Consider the following 18,519-nt stretch of genomic DNA (forward strand, 5'->3'; position numbering starts at 1 on the left):
GGGACCAACTTTCCCGTGCGGGATTCTACAAGCTGATTATACGCTGCCGCCGGCGATGTCGCGCCGGTTGAAGAAGCGAACGTCGATATTGCGGCCTTCCGGCGGCGGCGAGGCGAGGCGCGAGCGGAAGAAGGCGCGCTCGCCGGGTTGCAGCACGGTCTGTTCCAGCACGGTATTCCAGGCGTAGATCTCCGCACCTTGCGCGTCGCGTACCGCAAAGCGCAGGCGCGGAATGTCGAGGGCCTTTTTTCCCTGGCCGACGATCACGCCCTCAATCACCAGCACCTGCTTACCGTCCACGGTCTCGCTGGAGAGCTTGACGTCCTTGAAGGCCAGCCCGCGCAAATTCACGTCAAAGCCGGCCAACTTGTAGAACGCCGCCGTCTGCGGCAGCAGCCGCACCATGTCGCCGCGCCAGACAACGAGGGCCAGCACCAGCGCACCCATGGCAGCGCAGGCGGTCGGCAAACCGAAATGGGATTTTCGCGGCGCCACGGCGGGGACCTGGCGTCTCACCCGTGCCCCGCGGCGGCTGCCGAACAGGCCACGGAACCAGGACTGGTGCTGCGCGCCGACGACCTCCTCTTCGGCCTCCCGGGCGGCGGCCGACCACTCGTCCTCGATCTCCTTGGCGTCCTCGGCCGGCCAGTCGCTGGCGATTGAGGGGCTGTCCACCACCGGTGTGTCGGCGTCGCCGTCGTCCTTGGCGTAGGAGTTCCATTCCGCGGCGAGGTCGGACTGGTCGTCGGCCTGGCTGGCCGCGGCCATGGCCGGGACGGATGCCTCTTCGATGGCATCCTCGGCATGGGCGAACCAGGTCTCCTTGCAGCGGGAGCAGCGGACCGTCCGGCCGTTCGCCCCGAGGCTCGCAAGCTTGATGGCGTAGGATGTCGTACAATGGGGGCAGACGATATGCATGGGCGAGCCTTGATGCATGAACGAGGTCTTGAACGATTTTTGGGCGAGGCTTGACGATGCCCTGCGGAACCGGGCGTCCAGGATGCTACAAGGCGACCGTTAACGAACCGGAAACCATAACGGTCGCAAAAACCGTTGATTGCGTGTGGCGGTGTGCCGCGGCGCGGCCCCCTCTCGAACGGAGCTGAACTTGGTTCGGTTCGAAAATGTCGGATTGCGTTACGGTCTGGGGCCGGAGATCCTGCGCGACCTCAGCTTCCAGATTCCGGCGCATTCGTTCCAGTTCCTCACCGGCCCGTCCGGCGCCGGCAAGACCTCGCTGCTGCGCCTGTTGTTCCTGTCGCAGCGGCCGACGCGGGGCCTCGTCAACCTGTTCGGCCACGACATCTCGCAGCTCGGCAAGGACGAGATCGCCGATTTGCGCAAGCGCATCGGCATCGTGCTCCAGGATTTCCGCCTGCTCGACCACATGACGACCTATGAGAACGTCGCGCTCCCGTTCCGCGTCATGGGCCGCAGCGAGGCGAGCTACCGCAAGGAGGTCATCGACCTGCTGCGCTGGGTCGGCCTCGGCGAGCGCATGGATGCGCTGCCGCCGATCCTGTCGGGCGGCGAGAAACAGCGCGCCGCGATCGCGCGCGCGGTGATCTCGCGGCCGCAGCTTTTGCTCGCGGACGAGCCGACCGGCAGCGTCGATCCGACGCTCGGCCGCCGCCTGCTGCGGCTCTTCATCGAGCTCAACAAATCCGGCACCGCCGTCATCATCGCAACCCACGACATCGGCCTGATGGACCAGTACGAGGCGCGGCGGCTGGTGCTGCATCAGGGACGGTTGCACGTCTATGAATAGGACCGACGAGCGCGGCGTGCTGGTCGACCTCGGACAGGAGCGTCCACCGCTTCCGGCCAAGGCGCGCAACATGTCGCCGATCGTGCCGCGCGCCTCGATCCACGGCCGCGCGCTGGTCGCCGTCGTCGCCATCATGACGTTCCTGGCGTCGATGACGACAGGCACGGTGCTGCTGGTCAGCGCCTCGGCCGCGGAATGGCAGTCGGACGTCGCCAGCGAAATCACCATCCAGGTCCGTCCCCAGACCGGCCGCGATCTCGATCGCGACACCATTGCGGTGACCGAGGCCATGCGCGCGCAAGCCGGCATCGTCGAGGTCAAGCCGTTCAGCAAGGACGAAAGCGGCAAGCTGCTCGAGCCCTGGCTCGGCACCGGGCTGTCGATGGACGATCTGCCGGTGCCGCGCATGATCATCGCGCGCGTGCAGCCGGGCACGGCGCTCGACCTCGGCGCCCTGCGCGCCCGCGTGACGCAAGCGGCGCCGAGTGCCAGCGTCGACGATCACCGCGCCTGGATCGAGCGCATGCGCTCGATGACGAACGCCACTGTGCTCGCCGGTCTCGGCATCCTCGCGCTCGTCATCATCGCGACTATCATCTCGGTCTCGTTCGCGACCCGCGGCGCCATGGCGGCGAACCGTCCGATCGTCGAGGTGCTGCACTTCGTCGGCGCCGGCGACCGCTACATCGCCAACCGCTTTCTGCGGCACTTCCTGCGTCTCGGTCTCGAAGGCGGCGTGATTGGCGGCGGCGCCGCCATGCTCGTGTTCGGCTTCTCCGAGTCGATCGCCGGCTGGTTTTCGGGCACGCCCGTCGGCGACCAATTTGCCGCGCTGCTCGGCACCTTCTCGCTGCGGCCGTCCGGCTACATCGTGCTCGCGGTGCAGGCGGTGCTGATCGGCGCCATCACCGCGGTGGCCTCGCGCCAGACGCTGTTCGCGACGCTGAATGATGTGGAGTGAGCCGTGATGGATGAGCTTGCTCGCGGGTTCTTCGCCTCTCCCCGCTTGCGGGGAGAGGCCGGAATTCGCGCTGAAAGCGCGGATTCCGGGTGAGGGGGACTCTCCGCGAGTCCATCTGCCGCCGTCCCCGCGGAGAGCCCCCCTCACCCCAACCCTCTCCCCGCAAGCGGGGCGAGGGGGAACTGGCAGCGGGGCGGCCCCAAAACCCCACCCCAAATCCTTGACTACCCGTCCCTTCCCCCCTATACGTCCGCCCGCTCCCTGCAAGGACACAGAATTTGCCCCCGTGGCGCCCAGAATGGCGGCCGCAAATCGTTGGGGGACAGGACAAGGATTTAGACATGTCTCGCCGCTGCGAACTGACCGCCAAGGGTCCCCAGGTCGGCCACAAGGTCAGCCACTCCAATATCAAGACCAAGCGCCGCTTCCTGCCGAACCTCGTCAACGTGACGTTCATCAGCGAAGCCCTCGAGCGCAACGTGCGCCTGCGCGTCTCCACCAACGCGGTGAAGAGCGTCGACCACAATGGCGGCCTCGACGCCTTCCTGCTCAAGGCCAAGTCCGACCTCCTGTCGCCGCGCGCCCTCGATCTGAAGCGCGCCATCCAGAAGAAGGTCGGCCCGACCGCTGCGCCGGCGAAGAAGGCGAGCTAAGCGAATTTTGGAATTGGGCGGGGGCTTGCGCCGGGTGGCGTAGGCTTAGCTAGGTAGAGTTTTGAGTTGCGGCCGGATCGGAAGATCCGGCCATTTTTGTTTAACTCGTGGCCTCCGTCTGGAAAGGCCATGCTGAACCAAGACCAGCTACTTAAACCGATCGAATTCCACAGCGAATGTGCGTAGAGACTTTTTGCCCATCCATGCTTGAACCTCCGGGTTCAACTTCCGAGCAAGGCTAACGAGATCCTCGCAGTCTTTCTTGTCGACTCGACAGCCAAAATATATTCCTGCGAGTTCTTGAGGATTAAACTTTGTGTCCTCGAAGTCGATCTCCTTAGTCGCATGCCAAACCACCCTCCATTCTCTCTCATATTTCCAATCGATCGACTTTGTAAGAAACGACTCAAGAAAGAAGCGATCCTTATCGATAACTGCGCAGCCCGAAAGAAATTGCCGAAGCTGTTCTTGATCGAATAGAAGCGGCATGCGCTCGCGATAAGAAACGGGCCGCGCTGCGGCCCACGAGCTTGCCTCTAGTGTTGAGAACTCGAGGACTACTCCTCGATGACAATCAGCATAGTGCGCCCACATTAGGATGTTCGAGGGCATCTCCGTAAGACAGAGAACCAGCGCCTTTTCTAGTCTAGCTCTCACCCAAGAATGGAGCTCGGGCAGGCGGCGCTGCTGCTCATACAACGACTCTGTTACTCCCTTTTGCACTGCAGCTCGAAACTCCGCCTCGCTCAACCGAGGCCCCTTCACGCTCATATCTCGAACAAAGTATCCCAGGCGATTCTTCGGCTCGTACTCGCTCTGCCGCGAATAGAAAAGCCAAAGATCATTCGCAACGTCGGCAATCAGTTTTGCCTTGTCGACGTGTTCAATATGCATGTCGAACTGGATGTCGAACGGATCATTAAATTGTTTTGGAGCCGACCAGCGCAATGTACCATTCGCAAGAACAACACGGGCAGTTCCCGAGCTCATGTATTTGAAGAATTTCTTCTGAGTGTGCGTCCATCCCACCATTTCAGAGCTCCCGCCAGTACGAGCACCTAGATTACGATCGACAAACTGAACCACTCGCGGCCTGCAACTGATTTTACCGCTAAACTCAGCGACGCCATCAATCCGCGCCAAACCACAGCATCCTCAATTATCAATCAGCAGCCAGCGTCTGCTCGTGCATCGCTCCGATCCGATCATATACGTCTGCATATTGATCCCCTTGAAGCAAATGCAGCTCACTCGTGAGATGGATTCGTTTAGCGTCTTTAGGAATTATCTCGCTCGGAACCTCGTCGAAATGCAGCGTACCCAGTATCAGCTGCTGCCCCTGCAGCACGCGCGAGAAAATAAAGCCAAATATGGCTCCGATATTGTGCCGATCCTGTTCCTGCTGAAGAGGAGAATCGATAATCAGCGGACAGATCGTGGCCGGATTTAAACTTTTCATGGTGTGAAGGTAGGAAAAATGTTGCGCCAACAAAGATCGAGGCAGATCACTTCCGAGCGCATTAGCCTTGATTTGGCGATCGAACGATTTGTAGTCTTCGGTAGAAAGAACGTTCACATTTAGATTGCTCAGAAACTCCTTCATTCGGGCCTGATAAAAGTCGTTGATATCGCGCTTTCGCTTTACATCAAGCTTCAAATCATCACCGAGCTTCAGAAGGTTTGATCGAATTTCATTCTGACGTTCGGCCAACTCATTGATATCTTGCGATAAAGACCCGAGGACGTCCTTCATTCCTTCTGCAGCGATGAACTCAGCAAACGTCACCTTCTCTCGTGTCCGCCTAAGAAGGTCTTCCACAGGTCCGAGCTCTGCCGTCACATCTTGATACTTGCGGTCGACAACCTTTTCTTGCTCCAACAAATCAAGAAGCTTCTTCTTTCGTTGGTCCAAGAGATCGAAGCAGAGATCAATATCGTCGAGAATTCCAAATCGCTCCACGATAGAATTCGCTATCGCTGTTCCACATGTGGGGCACAACACCGTATCTGGTGTGCCGGAATCCTCTGCATAAGAATAGTCCGCATCTAGCTCACGTATTGCTCTTTGCAAAACAGCAATTTCATTTTCGATGCCGTGACGATCATTCCGAGCATCCTTTAGTTCCTGCCCCACCTGCTGTTGCCGAGCATAAACCCTATTGTACTGATCGACTAACTCTTCTGCTTCCTTGCGAAATACAGATGGATCGATATCCACCTGGCGCATTGCCTTTCTTCGCAGGTACGAGTCCCTCACTTTGTTCAAAGCAAGTATTTCATCTTCAATCTTGGCCTTGTCGCGCTCAAGCTCGACCTGCCTCTTTCTCGCGTCATAATAGGATTGCGGTCGAACACCGAGGTGATATTCCAACATGCTCTTTCGATAGTTGCTGAATTGCTGCAAACCAACGAATGAAGCCCAGTTCTTCGTCCAACCTTCGTCTTGATCTATGTAAAACGGAAGAAAGTAAAACGCAGGACCGGCCGAGCCTAAGGTCCCATCTTCGCTACGTTCGAGCTCCACACGAAAATTGAGCTTCGGATTTAGGAACTGCGCTACGCCCCGCTCTCCAGACACTCGAACGAATTTTCCGATCAGCTTCCCACTCGAATCAAAAACGCCGAAATATCGCTCGTCGCGAAGCACTATGTAGTCATTGGTCCCCAACGAAAAGCGCACGGAGTATATCGGCCGCGCCTTCTTCCAGCGCTCGTTCTGTAAACCTGGAACATCAGCGCCTAACGTGTGATACAAACTCTTTATAAGAGTTGACTTTCCTACGTCATTTTCGCCGGTGACTAGATTCACTCTCGGATCGAACGTCTCTCTTCTCGCCGTCTTTTCGACCTTTGAGAGGATCGATACCTCTTTGAACACTAAGTTTGTCATTAACACGCCCTTGGCGAAGATTTCGAATGAGCTGACGAAACCTAGATTTTTTCATAGTAGACCACGACACTAAATGCCCTCAGGTACGCAGCATCATATGGAGCACGCAGAGACATCAAGATTTCCTCCTCTGCTCTTGCGATGAATTCTGGAAGGGCCGCATCTGATTGCAGCGAGAACAGCTCTTCTAGTCGCTGCACGATCGCTCCTGCCTCTAAATTTGTTGCATCGGTGAGATCGGAAACCGCTTGAGGAATTTTCTTTGCCATCCGCATCAGATCCTGCGACGTCCAACCTGCAGTTTTGAGCTCAGAGTTCACCAGTGCCATGTCCGGATGGATTCGCTTCTTAGACGAAAGAAGATCAAGGCTATCTTGAATAACTTTCCTTCCGACGCATTTCTTGGAGATGAGATCATTGATCGTCGCGACCTGATCAGACGCGTAATTGTTCTTTCTGGTGATTTCACTGTGGAGCAGCCTCACCCAACTATTCACGTTGAATCCGTGATCTTCTCCAAAATTAGAATTGAAGAACTCCATTGCTTCTCCGTGCAAGAAGCTCTGCATCGATTCGATCGAGACACCTGTGACTATAAAGTGCAGCTTATCTAACTGCTCTTCCGCAAATGCAGGTATCTCGTCTTTCAACCTGTCAGCTATCTTCTCGCGGTACTTCTTTGGCAGATCAGTCGCCGAAATATTTTGGCCTGCGAATTCGAAAGCGGTATTGGACACAAGTATCACCTGCAATTGGTGATCTGCTAGCAAGCCGTCAAAATTCAGAAACATCTTACCTAGGATTGAGTTGGCTTCTTTCTGTCGAGAAAGAAGGCTCGCTAGCTTTCGAGAAGCTGCCGATTTCGACGTCTTCACCTGGTAGAATTCGGCACTGGTTGGTGTCTCGCTTGGAGATAGGAAGACAACATCATCATGAAATTCAAAGGCAACCAAGTAATCGGCGTGTTCCATATGCTTGCGTAGCATCTGACAGAAGGCCCAACTCTTTTGATAGTCGAAGCGGGCAGCGGTATCCGACCCAGAAATTTCTCGTTGCGGCTTCGCGATCAAAAAATCCAAGAGGTTCTTTTGCATTCAATCGCCCAGTGCGCCGACAATTCATCGGATGAAATCGTGAACTTGATCAGAATCTAATTTAATCTACAGGTTGTATATAGTACTTTCTGCTTCCACGCATATGGTGCAGGACGACTCGGGGCCTTTGAAAGGAAAAGCCTCGCAGCCTGTGCAAGACGAGCGGCCGCCGGGCGCACCCGCGTTGACATCTGTTAACAACTTCCGCTATCTTCAGGTTCTCGCATGGCTGATCGGCCCAGGCACCCGCACAAGGAGATCGAGGCCGTTGTCGCGCAGGCCGAGTCGATCGGCTGGCGGTGGCGCAAGATGGGGCATTGGGGACGGTTGTTCTGCGCGCATGCCGGTCGTGACGGCTGCCAGGTCGGCGTGAACGGCACGCCGAAGAATCCGGAAGACCACGCCCGGCAGGTGATGCGGGCGATCGGCCGCTGCCCGCACGGAAAGGAGGATGACAAATGAAGAAATTCGAATTCAGCATCATTGCATCCGGCCTCGATCCTGCGGCGGAGGATTTCGAGCAGCGCTTTTATGATGCCGGCTGCGACGATGCGGCGATCGCTTTCCAGAAGGGCCACATCATCGTCGACTTCACCCGCGAGGCGACATCGGTCAGCGAGGCCATCGTCACGGCGGTGCGGGACGTGAAGGCCGCCGGTGCCCGCGTCGATCGCGTCGAGCCCGACCCGCTCGTCAGTCTCTCCGACATCGCAGCCCGAAGTGGAATGACGCGTGCGGCGATGACGCAATATTCCAAGGGACAGCGAGCCAAGAACTTCCCCTCGCCGGTCGCCCGCGTGACGTCCGACAGCCCGCTATGGGATTGGGCGACGGTGGCAAAATGGCTGTTTCATCACGACAAGCTCAGCCGCGACGAGGCGATCAAGGCGGCCGCCGTGCGCGCGGCCAACGAGGCGATCGGATCGCACGCGAGCAAGCTCGAAGAGGCGCTCAAGGGAAGCCTGAAAGCCTACGAGAAGGATCTCGACCGGGCCGCGTGAGGCGCAGGACAAACTCGGCTGAGAACGAGCCTGCAGCCATCCTTCGAGACGCCCGCCTGCGGCGGGCCCTCAGGATGAGGTCTGGTTGTTACCTGCGATGGGCGCGATGACAACGAACGGCGGTCCATCGCTTCCATCGCCCCTACCCCCGAAAATCAATGCTCCGCAGCACGATCCCCGGCGGGGTCCCCTCGAACTCCGTCGCCTGATATTTCCGTCCGGTGCAGGCTTCGATGCGGTCGCGCAGGCGCATGAACTGCTCTTCGCGCTCGGCGGGGCGGGCGCGCGGGCCGCGCTCGAGATCGTCCATCGCGGAGGTCGAGATCGCGCAGGCGATCTCCTTCGTGCCGTCCTGCATCGAGAACTGGACGATGCCGCGGTCCTGGTCGTGGCCGATGAAGCGGCTGGTCGTGAGCGTCATGGGGGACTCCTTTACGCGGAGCGGGAGAGGTCGAGCGAGCCCGCCGCTTGCGGCTCGCCTCAGCTCTCGCTGCCGAGCCTGACGAAATCGTCGAACAGCGCGGCCACCAGCGCGCGGTGGCGGGTGTCCTCGGCGGGCAGGCTGGCGGCATAGAGGTTGAGCAGGTGGCGCGCCTTCACCGCGGCCTCCGGCCACGACAGCGCGGGCATCGTCATCATGCGGTTTTCGAGCTCGGCCTCGCGATCGCGCAGCTCCCTGACCTGGGCCTCGACGTCGGCCAGCGCGCGGCGCAGATCGGTCGCCTTCTGCGCGGCCATGCCGCGATGCTTGTCGAGCTCGACCGGGATGTCCGTCATGGGGCGCTCGCGTCCTCGGCTTGCGCATCGGCGGCCTGCGCATCCGCAAGGTCGATCGAGCCGATCGGCAGCATCTCGGTCGCGCCTCGCACGCCTTCGGACGGCACCGTGATCATGGTGGCGACCCGACGCCAGGACGCAAACGACAAGCCCTCGATCATCTCCTCGTCGGTGACGACATCGTAGCGGCCGGCGGGGAGCTGGCGCGCGATGCCGCGGATGCGGACCGGATGCTTGAATGTAATGGTTTCATGCCGCGAGCGGATGGTCATACGCGCCTGCCTTTTGCGAGAGGGGGCCCCAACCGACGCCGACCGGGGCGACCATGCGCTTCTTGCAGGGCAATAGCCAGCACTATCGCCGCGTGCACCGGCGCCGCGAGCAGCACGGGCTTGCGCGCGGCGTTTTTGTCCTCGCCATCGACGTGGGGCAGGCGTACGCTCGATCGCGTCAGCGCAACTCACGCAATTGCCGCAGGTCTATCGCGCTGCATGGTGTGCGTGGCGGCGATTTTCAGTGGCTCACACAAGTCGCGTGCCCTCGTCGCCGCGGCCTGCGCAGACGACAGCGCTAATCTCGCAAATTCGAAACCCCAGAGGAGACGGACGTCATGGCCAAGGGACAGCAACGCAGCAATCGCGAGACCAAGAAGCCGAAGAAGGACAAGATCAAGGCGACCGCCGCGGCGCCGAGCCGCAAGGACGCCGGCTGGCAGCCGGAGATCGGGGCGGGGAAGAAGAAGTAGGATAGAAGCCGGGCGCCGCCCGCTTACCCTCCCCTGGAGGGGGAGGGTCGGATCGCAGCGCGATAGCGGTGCGGGCCGGGGTGGGGTGACAGTCTCTCCACATTACAAACTGCCCGAGTGGAGAGATCACCCCACCCCGCTCGCGCTTCGCGCGATCGACCCTCCCCCTCCAGGGGAGGGTAAACGAAGCGCATCGTCTCTTCTCCGTCGCGCGTTTGCGCTATACTCGCCCCGGTAGCATCACCGGGAGGGGCATACCGTGGAGCACGACCACAAGACCGAGCCGAAAAACCTCGTCATCTGCTGTGACGGCACCGGCAACGAGATTTCGGAGAACATCTCCAACGTCCTGAAGCTCTATCGCTGCCTGCGCAAGACCGACAAGACGCAGCCGCGGCAGATGGTGTTTTACGATCCCGGCGTCGGCACCGTGACGGAGCCGTCGACGTGGCACCGCCTCAAGGCCAACGTCAATCTGGTGCTGGGGCTCGCCACCGGCTACGGGCTCGATGACAATGTGCTCTCGGCCTATTGCTTCCTGGTCGAGCACTATGCGCCGGGTGACCGCATCTATCTGTTTGGTTTTTCGCGCGGTGCCTACACGGTGCGCGTGCTGGCGGGGCTGATCCACAAAATCGGGCTGATCTCGCCGGAACAGGCCAACCTCGCGGGCTCCGGCCTCATCGCCTACAAGCAATATTCCGGCACCGGGCGCGGCAACGACATCGAGGACCTCAAGGACGTCGCCGTCGACGACCAGGGGCCGCTGCCGAAGGACGCATTCGACCTCGCAGCCCAGTTCGCGCGCATCACCTCGACGCGCTGGGCGACCATCCACTTCATCGGCGTCTGGGACACGGTGGCGAGCGTGATCGTGCCGCGGCGCGACGTCTTCTTCCTCGTCTTCAGCCTGGAAGAGCTCGCCTACACGCTGCGCAATCCGAGCGTGAATATCTTTCGCCAGGCGATCGCGATCGACGAGCGGCGCTGCATGTTCCGCCTCAAGGCCTATGAGGAGCCGCAGGAGTACTGGAGCCACCGCTACGTGCCCGACGAGAAGAAAGTGCCGCAGGACATCTTGCAGGTGTGGTTCGCCGGCGTGCATTGCGATGTCGGCGGCGGCTATCCGGAAGCCGAGAGTGGCGAGTCCAAATATCCGCTGATCTGGATGATCGCGGAGGCAGAAAAGGCCGGGCTGAATTTCAACAAGCGCACGGTGAACCAGCTCGCCTGGGGCGTCCAGCGCAAGAACTCGCCGTTCCAATATGTCGAGCCCGCTTACACCGGCAAGACCGGCGAGCTGCACAATTCGATGAGTGCGGCCTGGCGCGTGCTGGAATATCTGCCGAAGAGCGCGACGTACAAGGAATGGCCGGAGCGGAAGGTTGTCCTCGGCGTCTACATCCCCGATTGCGAGCCGCGCCCCATCCCCGAAGGCGCGCATGTGCATGAAAGCGTCGTGAGGAGGATGGCGGTGGAGCCGGGGTATAAGCCGGTGAATTTGCCGAAGGATTATGTGACGGTGCCGATGCCGGTGGCGCCGCATATGAGCTCGGGCGACGAAGCCGCGCTGCCACCCTCCCCTGGAGGGGGAGGGTCGGCGCACATTGAGCACAGCGAAATGTGAGACGGGGTGGGGTGACAGTCTCTCTGCATCCAACAGTGCCCGTGTGGAGAGATCACCCCACCCCGCTCGCGCTGCGCGCGATCGACCCTCCCCCTCCAGGGGAGGGTGGGCACCCCGCTACCGCAACTTTTCATTAAAATTCTAAGCCCCGCCTTAGCCGGATCGCATCGACTCCCCCGCATCATCTCGCAGACCACCCGCCGCGAGCCCTGCGGAATTGGAGGAGAGTGCCAATGCATCCGCGCCGACATGCCCGTGTCAAACCCGCAGGCCTGGTGTCCCGCCAGGCCAAGATCATCACCGACCCGCGCGCGCCCGTGATCGTCTGCACACTGATCGACTATTCGGCCGGCGGGGCCTGCGTCGATCTCGGCGGCCAGGTGAAGATCCCCGATCGCTTCGATCTGCTGCACGTCAACACCAGGAAACGCTGCCGCATCGCCTGGAAGCGCGGCACGCGGGTGGGCGTGGTGTTTTAGGGATACGTCCTTCTTCCAACTGCTGAACAAAAGCCACGCCCTCCACTCCGCTCGGCTCCCTCCCCCCTTGCGGGGGAGGGTTGGGGAGAGGGGTGGCCCAGCAAACGGTGCTGGTTAATTGCGCGGTAGCAGCAACAGAGCATCGCTCGACTCGCGAGAACTCACCGTGTGGCTTACCCCTCTCCCTAGCCCTCCCCCACAAGGGGGGAGGGAACGCAGTGTGCTTGCGGCAGCTACTTCCGGGTCCGCGCCTTTGCGCCGCCGACGATCTGCATGGCGACGCCGGCGGTCCAGCCGAGCAGTGCGAGCCAGCTCCACAGGATGTGCGGCTCGAGCCTGAGCACGATGACCGCCACCGACGCGAGCGCGGTGAGCGTGGCGCAGAGCGTGCCGGCGGCGCTCAAGAGTTCCGCGGCGTCGATGGCGCTGTGTTCCTCGTCGAAGGGCAGTTGCGGCGTGTCGATGCCGAGATAGAAGCCGACGAAGCCGAGCAGCATCATCAGCAGCAGAAAACCTTGCGTGGTCAGCGGGGCGATCGCCGAGCCGACATAGGCGCCGACGAACAGCCCGCACGCCGCACCCGCCATCGCGAGGCCCACGCGCTCGAACACATGGGCAGTCTTGCGAACACGAAACCGCATGGCCAGCCTCCGTGATGGCTTGAGTGTGCGCAGGTTAGGCCAGTTTTGGGGGGTGTGGAAGCTAGGGGGAGTTACGGATGCGTGAGCTGGGAGCTAACTCCCTCTCCCCGTTCTTACGGGGCCGCGACGAGCTTCGCTCGCGCTGAGGGGGTTGGGGTGAGGGGCCTCTCTCCACACGTGAGATGATCGCCGCACCTGTACCCCCTCACCCGGATTGCGCTTGTGCGCAATCCGACCTCTCCCCGCAAGCGGGGCGAGGTGAAGAAGCTACCGCGCCCCGAACGTGGTTCTGCCGAACAGCGCCTTTTGCGTCGACGGCTGCGAGCGCCAATATTGCGGCGGGGCCTCGACTTCGCCGCCGACTTCGGCTGCGGCGTGCCAGCCCCAGCGGGGGTCGTAGAGCATGCCGCGGGCGAGCGCGACCATATCGGCCTTGCCGGAGGCGACGATCTCTTCGGCCTGCTTGCCTTCGGTGATCAGGCCGACGGCGATGGTGGGCAAGCCTGTCTCGCGCTTGATGGCCTCGGCGAACTGCACCTGATAGCCGGGGCCGAGCGTGATCTTCTGCAACGGCGAGACGCCGCCGGAAGAAGCATCGATCCAGTCGACGCCGCGCGCCTTCAGCGCCTTGGCGAATTCGATGGTTTGCGCCAGATCCCAGCCGCCCTCGACCCAGTCGGTCGACGACACCCGCATGCCGACCGGTTTTTCGCGCGGGAATACCGCCCGGACAGCGTCGTAGATTTCGAGCGGGAAGCGCATGCGGTTTTCGAGCGAGCCGCCATATTCGTCGGTGCGCTTGTTCGAGATCGGCGACAGGAATTGATGCATGAGATAGCCGTGCGCGCCATGCAGCTCGATCGCGTCGATGCCGATGCGCTCCGCGCGTTTTGCCGAGTCGACGAAGGCGTCGCGGATGCGCTTGAGGCCGCTCGCATCCAGCGCCAGCGGCGCGGCTTCGCCCTCCTTGTGCGGCAGCGCTGACGGGGCCACCGTCTGCCAGCCGCCGTCGCTCACGGGAATCAGCTGGCCGCCGTCCCAGGGACGCGCGCTGGAGGCCTTGCGGCCGGCATGGGCGAGCTGCATCGCGATGGCCGTGGTGGAATGTTTTCGCACGGAAGACAGGATCTGCTTCAGCGCGGCTTCGGCGGCATCGCTGTAGAGCCCGAGGCAGCCCGGCGTGATGCGGCCGATCGCCTCCACGTGGGTCGCCTCGATGCAGAACATCGCCGCGCCCGACAGCGCCAGATTGTTGATGTGGGTGAAGTGCCAGTCGGTGGGAACGCCGTCTTCGGCCGAATACTGGCACATCGGCGACACCACGACACGGTTCTTCAAAGTCAGGCCGCGCAGCTTGATCGGGGAAAACAGGGCGCTCATGCTAAGGGATCCGGGCCGGAGGGAAAGTGACCGCCATGTCTAGCGAGCCGCCTCCCTCTCCTCAACCCGCCGGGATTGCAACCCTCCCCCTACGGCTTGATGCCCGCGGCCTTGATCAGTTCCAGATTGGCCGCCGTCTCGCGCTTGACGAGGTCGTCCATCTCGGCCGGCTTCATCGGCATCGGCTCAATGCCGAGCCTTTTCAGGCTCGCCTGCATCTCCGGATCGGCCAGCACCTTCTCGCCCGCCGCATGCAATTTCTCGACGATCTCGCGCGGCGTCTTCGCCGGCACGAACACGCCGAACCAGATCACGCTGTCGGCGTCCTTCAATCCGATCTCGACCGGCGTCGGTACGTCAGGCAGATCGGCGACGCGCTTTGGCGTCGAGACCACGAGCGCGCGAACCTGGCCCTCGCGGATCAGCGGCAGCGCGGTCGCGAGCGGGCAGAAGTACAGGTCGATCCGGCCGCCGAGAATGTCGGCGATCACTTCCGGGCCTGCGCGATAGGGCACATGCGTGGCCTCGATGCCGGCAGCAAAGCGGAATTTCTCCGTGCTGACATGCACGGCGCTGCCGATGCCGACCGAACCGAACGAGATCGAGCCGGGCCTGGCCTTGGCGTCGGCGATGAAGTCCTGGATGGTCTTCCAGGGCCGGGCGTTCGGCACGATCATCACATTGGCGCTGGATCCGATCATCAGCACCGAGGCAAGGTCGCGGGTGACGTCGAAGGTCGCGCTCGGAAAAATCGCCGGCGCAATCGCCAGCGCCGACGACTGGGCGAGAATGCTGTAGCCATCCGGATCGGCTTTCGCGACCAGCGCCGAACCGACCACGCCGCCGCCGCCCGCTCGGTTTTCGATCACGATCGACTGGCCGATTTCAGCGGAGAGGCGTTCGAACACCAGTCGCGGCACCACGTCGGCCGCGCTGCCGGCGCCGAACGGAATGGTCGCCTTGATCAGCCGCGACGGCCAGCCTTGTGCCTGTGCGGCAGTGGCGGCAAAAAGGCTGGTCAGGATGCAAAAAACGCGAAGGGACTGGTTCATCAAAAACCCCGGTTCGATCGCCCGGAGCGTAGCAAGAACCGTTCCGCTATTCACCGGCTACTCCACCAGCGTGAATTGCAAGAGCAGCGTGCGCTGGAGCAGCGAAAAATTATCGTCCGACACCAGCGTCAGCACGGTCTCGCCCTCCGGCGTGACGTGGGCGTCGATGCCTTCCATGTTGTCGATCTCGTGGCCGAGATCGGCGTTGAACAATGCCGGGCCGTCGACCAGCGCGTTCGGCGCGATGGATTTCAGGGGGATCGCGCGGATGCGGATGTTGACGCCGGTGAACCAGGAGAATTTGCGTTCGAGGATCAACAACTCGCCGGAGGGCAGCAGCACGGCATCGCTGATGTCGAATTTCTCGGTGCGGCGCACGCTGAACTGGCCGGGCGTGGGGCCGCCGATCAGGAACGCGACCAGATTGCCGTCGGCGTCCAGCCCGCGCTCCGAGAACGCGATCAGGGTGCCGGCGAGCGGCTGGCCCTTCGACATGTCTTTGGGAACGAACACCAGCGCTTCCAGCCCCTTGTTGGTGGGCAGTTTTCGCATCGCCGGCGGTGTCGGCAGCACCTCGCCACGAGCACGCGTGCCACCCTTGGCGAAATCGAAGCGCATGATCTGGTTGACGCGCTCGAGCCCGACATAAACGAAGGAGCCGTCGCGCGCGAGCGATTCGGTGTCGTACCAGAGCCGCTTTTCCGTGATCGGCCGCCCCTCCGCGTTGAGGATCGGCGACGCCTCGACGTCGTCGAGCCCGGCCATCTTGCCGCCGGCATAGCGGATGCTGCCGGTGAACCAGGTGCCCTGGTCGGACAGCGCGAGGAAGCGTTCGCCTTTCGCATCCACGCGGATGCCGGACAGACCGCCAAAACTCCGTGAGGGCGAGGTCAGCACGAGGCCGCTGCGATACTCCAGCGAGCCGAAGCGCGTGCGCGAACGATCGCGCGGCTCGAAATTGGGAATCGGCCGCGCGTTGACCTCGACGCTGGCGGGCTCGGTGACCGCGTGCTCGATTTGCGAGACGCGCGGCGGCGGCTCGGTCGTGGCTTGTGCCTGCGCGATCCGGGAAAATGCGAGAGTGGAAAATCCCGCCGCCGCATGGCCGATAAAGCTGCGGCGGGATCGATGGCTGCTCACGAATGCAATTTGCGTCGCGGGCGGTTTGCCGGTTGCGTCGGCGCCGTGTTGGTCTCGCTGAAGAGTTCAGCGAGTTTCTCGGTGATGGCGCCGCCGAGTTCTTCGGCGTCCACGATCGTCACCGCGCGGCGGTAGTAGCGCGTCACGTCATGGCCGATGCCGATCGCGATCAGCTCGACCGGCGAGCGGGTCTCGATCTCCTCGATGATGTGGCGCAGATGCCGCTCGAGATAATTGCCGGGATTGACCGACAGCGTGGAATCGTCGACCGGCGCACCGTCCGAGATCATCATCAGGATCTTGCGCTGCTCGGGGCGGCCAAGCAGGCGCTTGTGCGCCCAATCGAGCGCCTCGCCGTCGATGTTCTCTTTCAGCAGCCCCTCGCGCATCATCAGGCCAAGATTTTTCCGCGCACGGCGCCAGGGGGCGTCGGCGGATTTGTAGATGATGTGGCGGAGATCGTTGAGGCGGCCGGGATTGGCCGGCTTGCCGGCGGCAAGCCACGCCTCACGCGATTGCCCGCCCTTCCAGGCGCGCGTGGTGAAGCCCAAAATCTCGACCTTGACACCGCAACGCTCCAGCGTGCGGGCGAGGATGTCGGCGCAGGTCGCGGCGACGGTGATCGGACGGCCGCGCATCGAGCCGGAATTGTCGAGCAGCAACGTCACCACGGTGTCGCGGAACGTCGCCTCCTTCTCGTGCATGAAGGACAGCGGATGATAGGGATCGGTGACCACGCGCGACAGGCGCGCGGGGTCCAGGATGCCCTCTTCGAGATCGAACTCCCAGGCGCGGTTCTGCTGCGCCATCAGGCGCCGTTGCAGCCGGTTGGCGAGGCGGGCGACGATGCCTTGCAGATGCGCGAGCTGCTTGTCGAGATAAGCGCGCAGGCGCTCCAGCTCGTCATGGTCGCAGAGGTCTTCGGCGGCGATGACCTCGTCGAATTTCGGCGCGAAGGCGTGATATTCCGGCCCGCGCGGCTCATTCTTGCCGTGCGAGTTCGGACGCGTCGCCTCGCCCGGCGTCTCGTCGTCGCCGAGCTCGCCGTCATCGAACGTATCAGAGGTCGAGGCCTGCGCGCTTTCCATCGCGCTCTCGCTCATCTCTTCCGAGGACGCCTGCGCCTGGTCGGCGCTCATTTCCTGCGCGGCATCGGAATCGGGCGAGCCTTCGGCGCCGGACTGATCGTTGTCGCCGTCCTGGTTCTCGTCGTTGTCGTCATTGTCTTCGCTGTCGGCGCTGCGCTCGTCGCCGATCTCGAGCGCGGTCAGCAGATCATGCACGGCGTCGCCGAACTTGGTCTGGTCCTCGACCACGCCGTCGAGCCGGTCGAGCCGCTTGCCGATCTTGTCTTCGAGGATCGGACGCCAGAGATCGACCATCTTCTTCGCGGCCGTCGGCGGCGCCATGCCGGTCAGGCGCTCACGCACCAGCATCGCCAGCGCGTCGGCCAGCGGCGCATCGGCGCGGTCGGTGATCTCGTCGAACTTGCCGCGATGGAAATGGTCGTCGAGCATCGCGGTGAGATTCTTCGCAACGCCCGCCATGCGGCGCGCGCCGATCGCCTCGACGCGGGCCTGCTCCACCGCCTCGAACACGCCGCGTGCCTGCGGATTGCCGGGCATCAGCTTGCGATGCAGCTTTGCGTCGTGACAGGCGATCTTGAGCGCAATGGAATCGGCATGGCCGCGCACGATCGCGGCATCACGCTTTGTCATCTTGCGCGCGGGCTCGGGCAGCCGCGCCTTGCCGGGCGCAAGCCCCGGGCGCTCGGCCGCGAAGCTCACGTCGAGCTCGGGCGATTTCGCAATCGCCTTGAGGCAGGAGGCGACGGAGCGCTTGAAAGGCTCGGTCGGCGCTTCCTTGGTGTTACGGAATTTGGAATTGGATGATGATGTGCTCATAGCGACTTCGTAAACGAATGGCGCGTCACGCCGCCGGGATAACCCTTGAGGGCGCCGAATTCCTCGTACCCGCAGTTACGATAGAAGCCCGGCGCCTGGAAACTCATCGTATCGACATGGGCCTGGACCGCGCCCTGCCGTCTTGCCTCGTCCTCGATCGCCGCGATCAGCTTCGTGCCATGCCCCTTGCCGCGCTGTTTCTGGTCGATCCAGAAATACTGGATGAACAGAACCGTGGCCCAGAGATGCCCGACGATGCCACCGACGATCTTGCGGCCGTCCTTCAACGAGACCGCGATGCTTTTGACCTTCTGCTTCCCGAACTGCTCGTCGTTGTAAGCGCCGAGCCCGGCGAGCACAGCCTTCTTGGTGGTCCCAATGGTGCGCTCGACGGTAATGGAAGCCAT

Annotated in this window: 21 protein-coding genes; 8 read left to right on the forward strand and 13 right to left on the reverse strand. The window is 62.0% G+C overall.

Annotated features, from left to right (window positions below):
* Nucleotides 1-36: 36 nt before the first annotated feature.
* Nucleotides 37-918, reverse strand: coding sequence for an MJ0042-type zinc finger domain-containing protein (locus tag IVB29_RS15075; RefSeq protein ID WP_247504138.1), 882 nt, complete (start codon nt 916-918; stop codon nt 37-39).
* A 190-nt stretch (nt 919-1,108) separates the two neighbouring features.
* Between IVB29_RS15075 and ftsE the strand changes: the two genes are divergently transcribed.
* From ftsE to rpmB, 3 genes are all read left to right on the forward strand, one after another.
* Nucleotides 1,109-1,768 (forward strand): cell division ATP-binding protein FtsE, encoded by a 660-nt coding sequence (ftsE, locus tag IVB29_RS15080; RefSeq protein WP_247504139.1) that lies wholly within the window; start codon nt 1,109-1,111, stop codon nt 1,766-1,768.
* A complete protein-coding gene (locus IVB29_RS15085; RefSeq protein WP_247504140.1) occupies nt 1,761-2,729 on the forward strand; it encodes an ABC transporter permease in 969 nt (322 codons plus the stop codon). Before ftsE ends, IVB29_RS15085 begins: the two co-directional genes overlap by 8 nt.
* A 341-nt stretch (nt 2,730-3,070) precedes the next feature.
* Nucleotides 3,071-3,382 (forward strand): 50S ribosomal protein L28, encoded by a 312-nt coding sequence (gene rpmB, locus IVB29_RS15090; protein WP_247504141.1) that lies wholly within the window; start codon nt 3,071-3,073, stop codon nt 3,380-3,382.
* Nucleotides 3,383-3,529: 147 nt separating this feature from the next.
* Here rpmB and IVB29_RS15095 read toward each other — a convergent pair whose 3' ends face one another.
* From IVB29_RS15095 to IVB29_RS15105, 3 genes are read right to left on the reverse strand one after another with little or no spacing between them, the layout of a single operon-like run.
* Nucleotides 3,530-4,525 (reverse strand): DUF2971 domain-containing protein, encoded by a 996-nt coding sequence (locus IVB29_RS15095; RefSeq protein WP_247504142.1) that lies wholly within the window; start codon nt 4,523-4,525, stop codon nt 3,530-3,532.
* A 19-nt stretch (nt 4,526-4,544) separates the two neighbouring features.
* Nucleotides 4,545-6,272, reverse strand: a complete 1,728-nt coding sequence (locus tag IVB29_RS15100; protein ID WP_247504143.1) for an ATP-binding protein — start codon at nt 6,270-6,272, stop codon at nt 4,545-4,547.
* A gap of 41 nt (nt 6,273-6,313) precedes the next feature.
* Nucleotides 6,314-7,366: a dsDNA nuclease domain-containing protein gene (locus IVB29_RS15105; RefSeq protein WP_247504144.1), complete on the reverse strand. Its 1,053-nt coding sequence runs from the start codon at nt 7,364-7,366 to the stop codon at nt 6,314-6,316.
* Nucleotides 7,367-7,591: 225 nt separating this feature from the next.
* On the opposite strand from IVB29_RS15105, the gene IVB29_RS15110 reads away from it, so the two are divergent.
* Both IVB29_RS15110 and IVB29_RS15115 read left to right on the forward strand, forming a co-directional pair.
* The gene (locus tag IVB29_RS15110; protein ID WP_247504145.1) at nt 7,592-7,828 is read left to right on the forward strand and encodes a hypothetical protein; all 237 of its coding nucleotides are present in this window, start codon (nt 7,592-7,594) and stop codon (nt 7,826-7,828) included.
* Nucleotides 7,825-8,367, forward strand: a complete 543-nt coding sequence (locus IVB29_RS15115) for a hypothetical protein (RefSeq protein WP_247504146.1) — start codon at nt 7,825-7,827, stop codon at nt 8,365-8,367. Before IVB29_RS15110 ends, IVB29_RS15115 begins: the two co-directional genes overlap by 4 nt.
* A 142-nt stretch (nt 8,368-8,509) precedes the next feature.
* Here IVB29_RS15115 and IVB29_RS15120 read toward each other — a convergent pair whose 3' ends face one another.
* The 3 genes from IVB29_RS15120 to IVB29_RS15130 are packed head-to-tail and all read right to left on the reverse strand — an operon-like array spanning nt 8,510 to nt 9,416.
* Nucleotides 8,510-8,788: a DUF1488 domain-containing protein gene (locus tag IVB29_RS15120; RefSeq protein WP_247504147.1), complete on the reverse strand. Its 279-nt coding sequence runs from the start codon at nt 8,786-8,788 to the stop codon at nt 8,510-8,512.
* Nucleotides 8,789-8,847: 59 nt separating this feature from the next.
* A complete protein-coding gene (locus IVB29_RS15125) occupies nt 8,848-9,144 on the reverse strand; it encodes a hypothetical protein (protein ID WP_247504148.1) in 297 nt (98 codons plus the stop codon).
* Nucleotides 9,141-9,416 (reverse strand): hypothetical protein, encoded by a 276-nt coding sequence (locus IVB29_RS15130; protein ID WP_247504149.1) that lies wholly within the window; start codon nt 9,414-9,416, stop codon nt 9,141-9,143. Before IVB29_RS15130 ends, IVB29_RS15125 begins: the two co-directional genes overlap by 4 nt.
* A gap of 338 nt (nt 9,417-9,754) precedes the next feature.
* Between IVB29_RS15130 and IVB29_RS38395 the strand changes: the two genes are divergently transcribed.
* From IVB29_RS38395 to IVB29_RS15140, 3 genes are all read left to right on the forward strand, one after another.
* Complete coding sequence (locus IVB29_RS38395) at nt 9,755-9,889, forward strand: hypothetical protein (RefSeq protein ID WP_256466885.1); 135 nt, start codon at nt 9,755-9,757, stop codon at nt 9,887-9,889.
* A 259-nt stretch (nt 9,890-10,148) separates the two neighbouring features.
* On the forward strand, nt 10,149-11,516 hold the full coding sequence (locus IVB29_RS15135; protein WP_247504150.1) for a DUF2235 domain-containing protein: 1,368 nt from the start codon (nt 10,149-10,151) through the stop codon (nt 11,514-11,516).
* A gap of 233 nt (nt 11,517-11,749) precedes the next feature.
* Nucleotides 11,750-11,995 (forward strand): PilZ domain-containing protein, encoded by a 246-nt coding sequence (locus IVB29_RS15140; RefSeq protein WP_247504151.1) that lies wholly within the window; start codon nt 11,750-11,752, stop codon nt 11,993-11,995.
* Between the two features lie 233 nt (nt 11,996-12,228).
* Here IVB29_RS15140 and IVB29_RS15145 read toward each other — a convergent pair whose 3' ends face one another.
* The 6 genes from IVB29_RS15145 to IVB29_RS15170 form a co-directional block, all read right to left on the reverse strand.
* Nucleotides 12,229-12,636, reverse strand: a complete 408-nt coding sequence (locus tag IVB29_RS15145; RefSeq protein ID WP_247504152.1) for a hypothetical protein — start codon at nt 12,634-12,636, stop codon at nt 12,229-12,231.
* A gap of 267 nt (nt 12,637-12,903) precedes the next feature.
* Nucleotides 12,904-14,016: an NADH:flavin oxidoreductase/NADH oxidase gene (locus IVB29_RS15150; protein WP_247504153.1), complete on the reverse strand. Its 1,113-nt coding sequence runs from the start codon at nt 14,014-14,016 to the stop codon at nt 12,904-12,906.
* An 89-nt stretch (nt 14,017-14,105) separates the two neighbouring features.
* Complete coding sequence (locus tag IVB29_RS15155; protein ID WP_247504154.1) at nt 14,106-15,068, reverse strand: tripartite tricarboxylate transporter substrate-binding protein; 963 nt, start codon at nt 15,066-15,068, stop codon at nt 14,106-14,108.
* 57 nt (nt 15,069-15,125) lie between these two features.
* Nucleotides 15,126-16,208, reverse strand: coding sequence for an esterase-like activity of phytase family protein (locus IVB29_RS15160; protein WP_247504155.1), 1,083 nt, complete (start codon nt 16,206-16,208; stop codon nt 15,126-15,128).
* Nucleotides 16,205-18,112: a cobaltochelatase subunit CobT gene (gene cobT / locus IVB29_RS15165; protein WP_247504156.1), complete on the reverse strand. Its 1,908-nt coding sequence runs from the start codon at nt 18,110-18,112 to the stop codon at nt 16,205-16,207. Before cobT ends, IVB29_RS15160 begins: the two co-directional genes overlap by 4 nt.
* Nucleotides 18,109-18,519, reverse strand: coding sequence for a GNAT family N-acetyltransferase (locus tag IVB29_RS15170; protein ID WP_247504157.1), 411 nt, complete (start codon nt 18,517-18,519; stop codon nt 18,109-18,111). The genes cobT and IVB29_RS15170 overlap by 4 nt, the downstream gene beginning before the upstream one ends.

The sequence above is a fragment of the Bradyrhizobium sp. 1 genome (genome assembly GCF_023073315.1).
GTDB lineage: Bacteria > Pseudomonadota > Alphaproteobacteria > Rhizobiales > Xanthobacteraceae > Bradyrhizobium.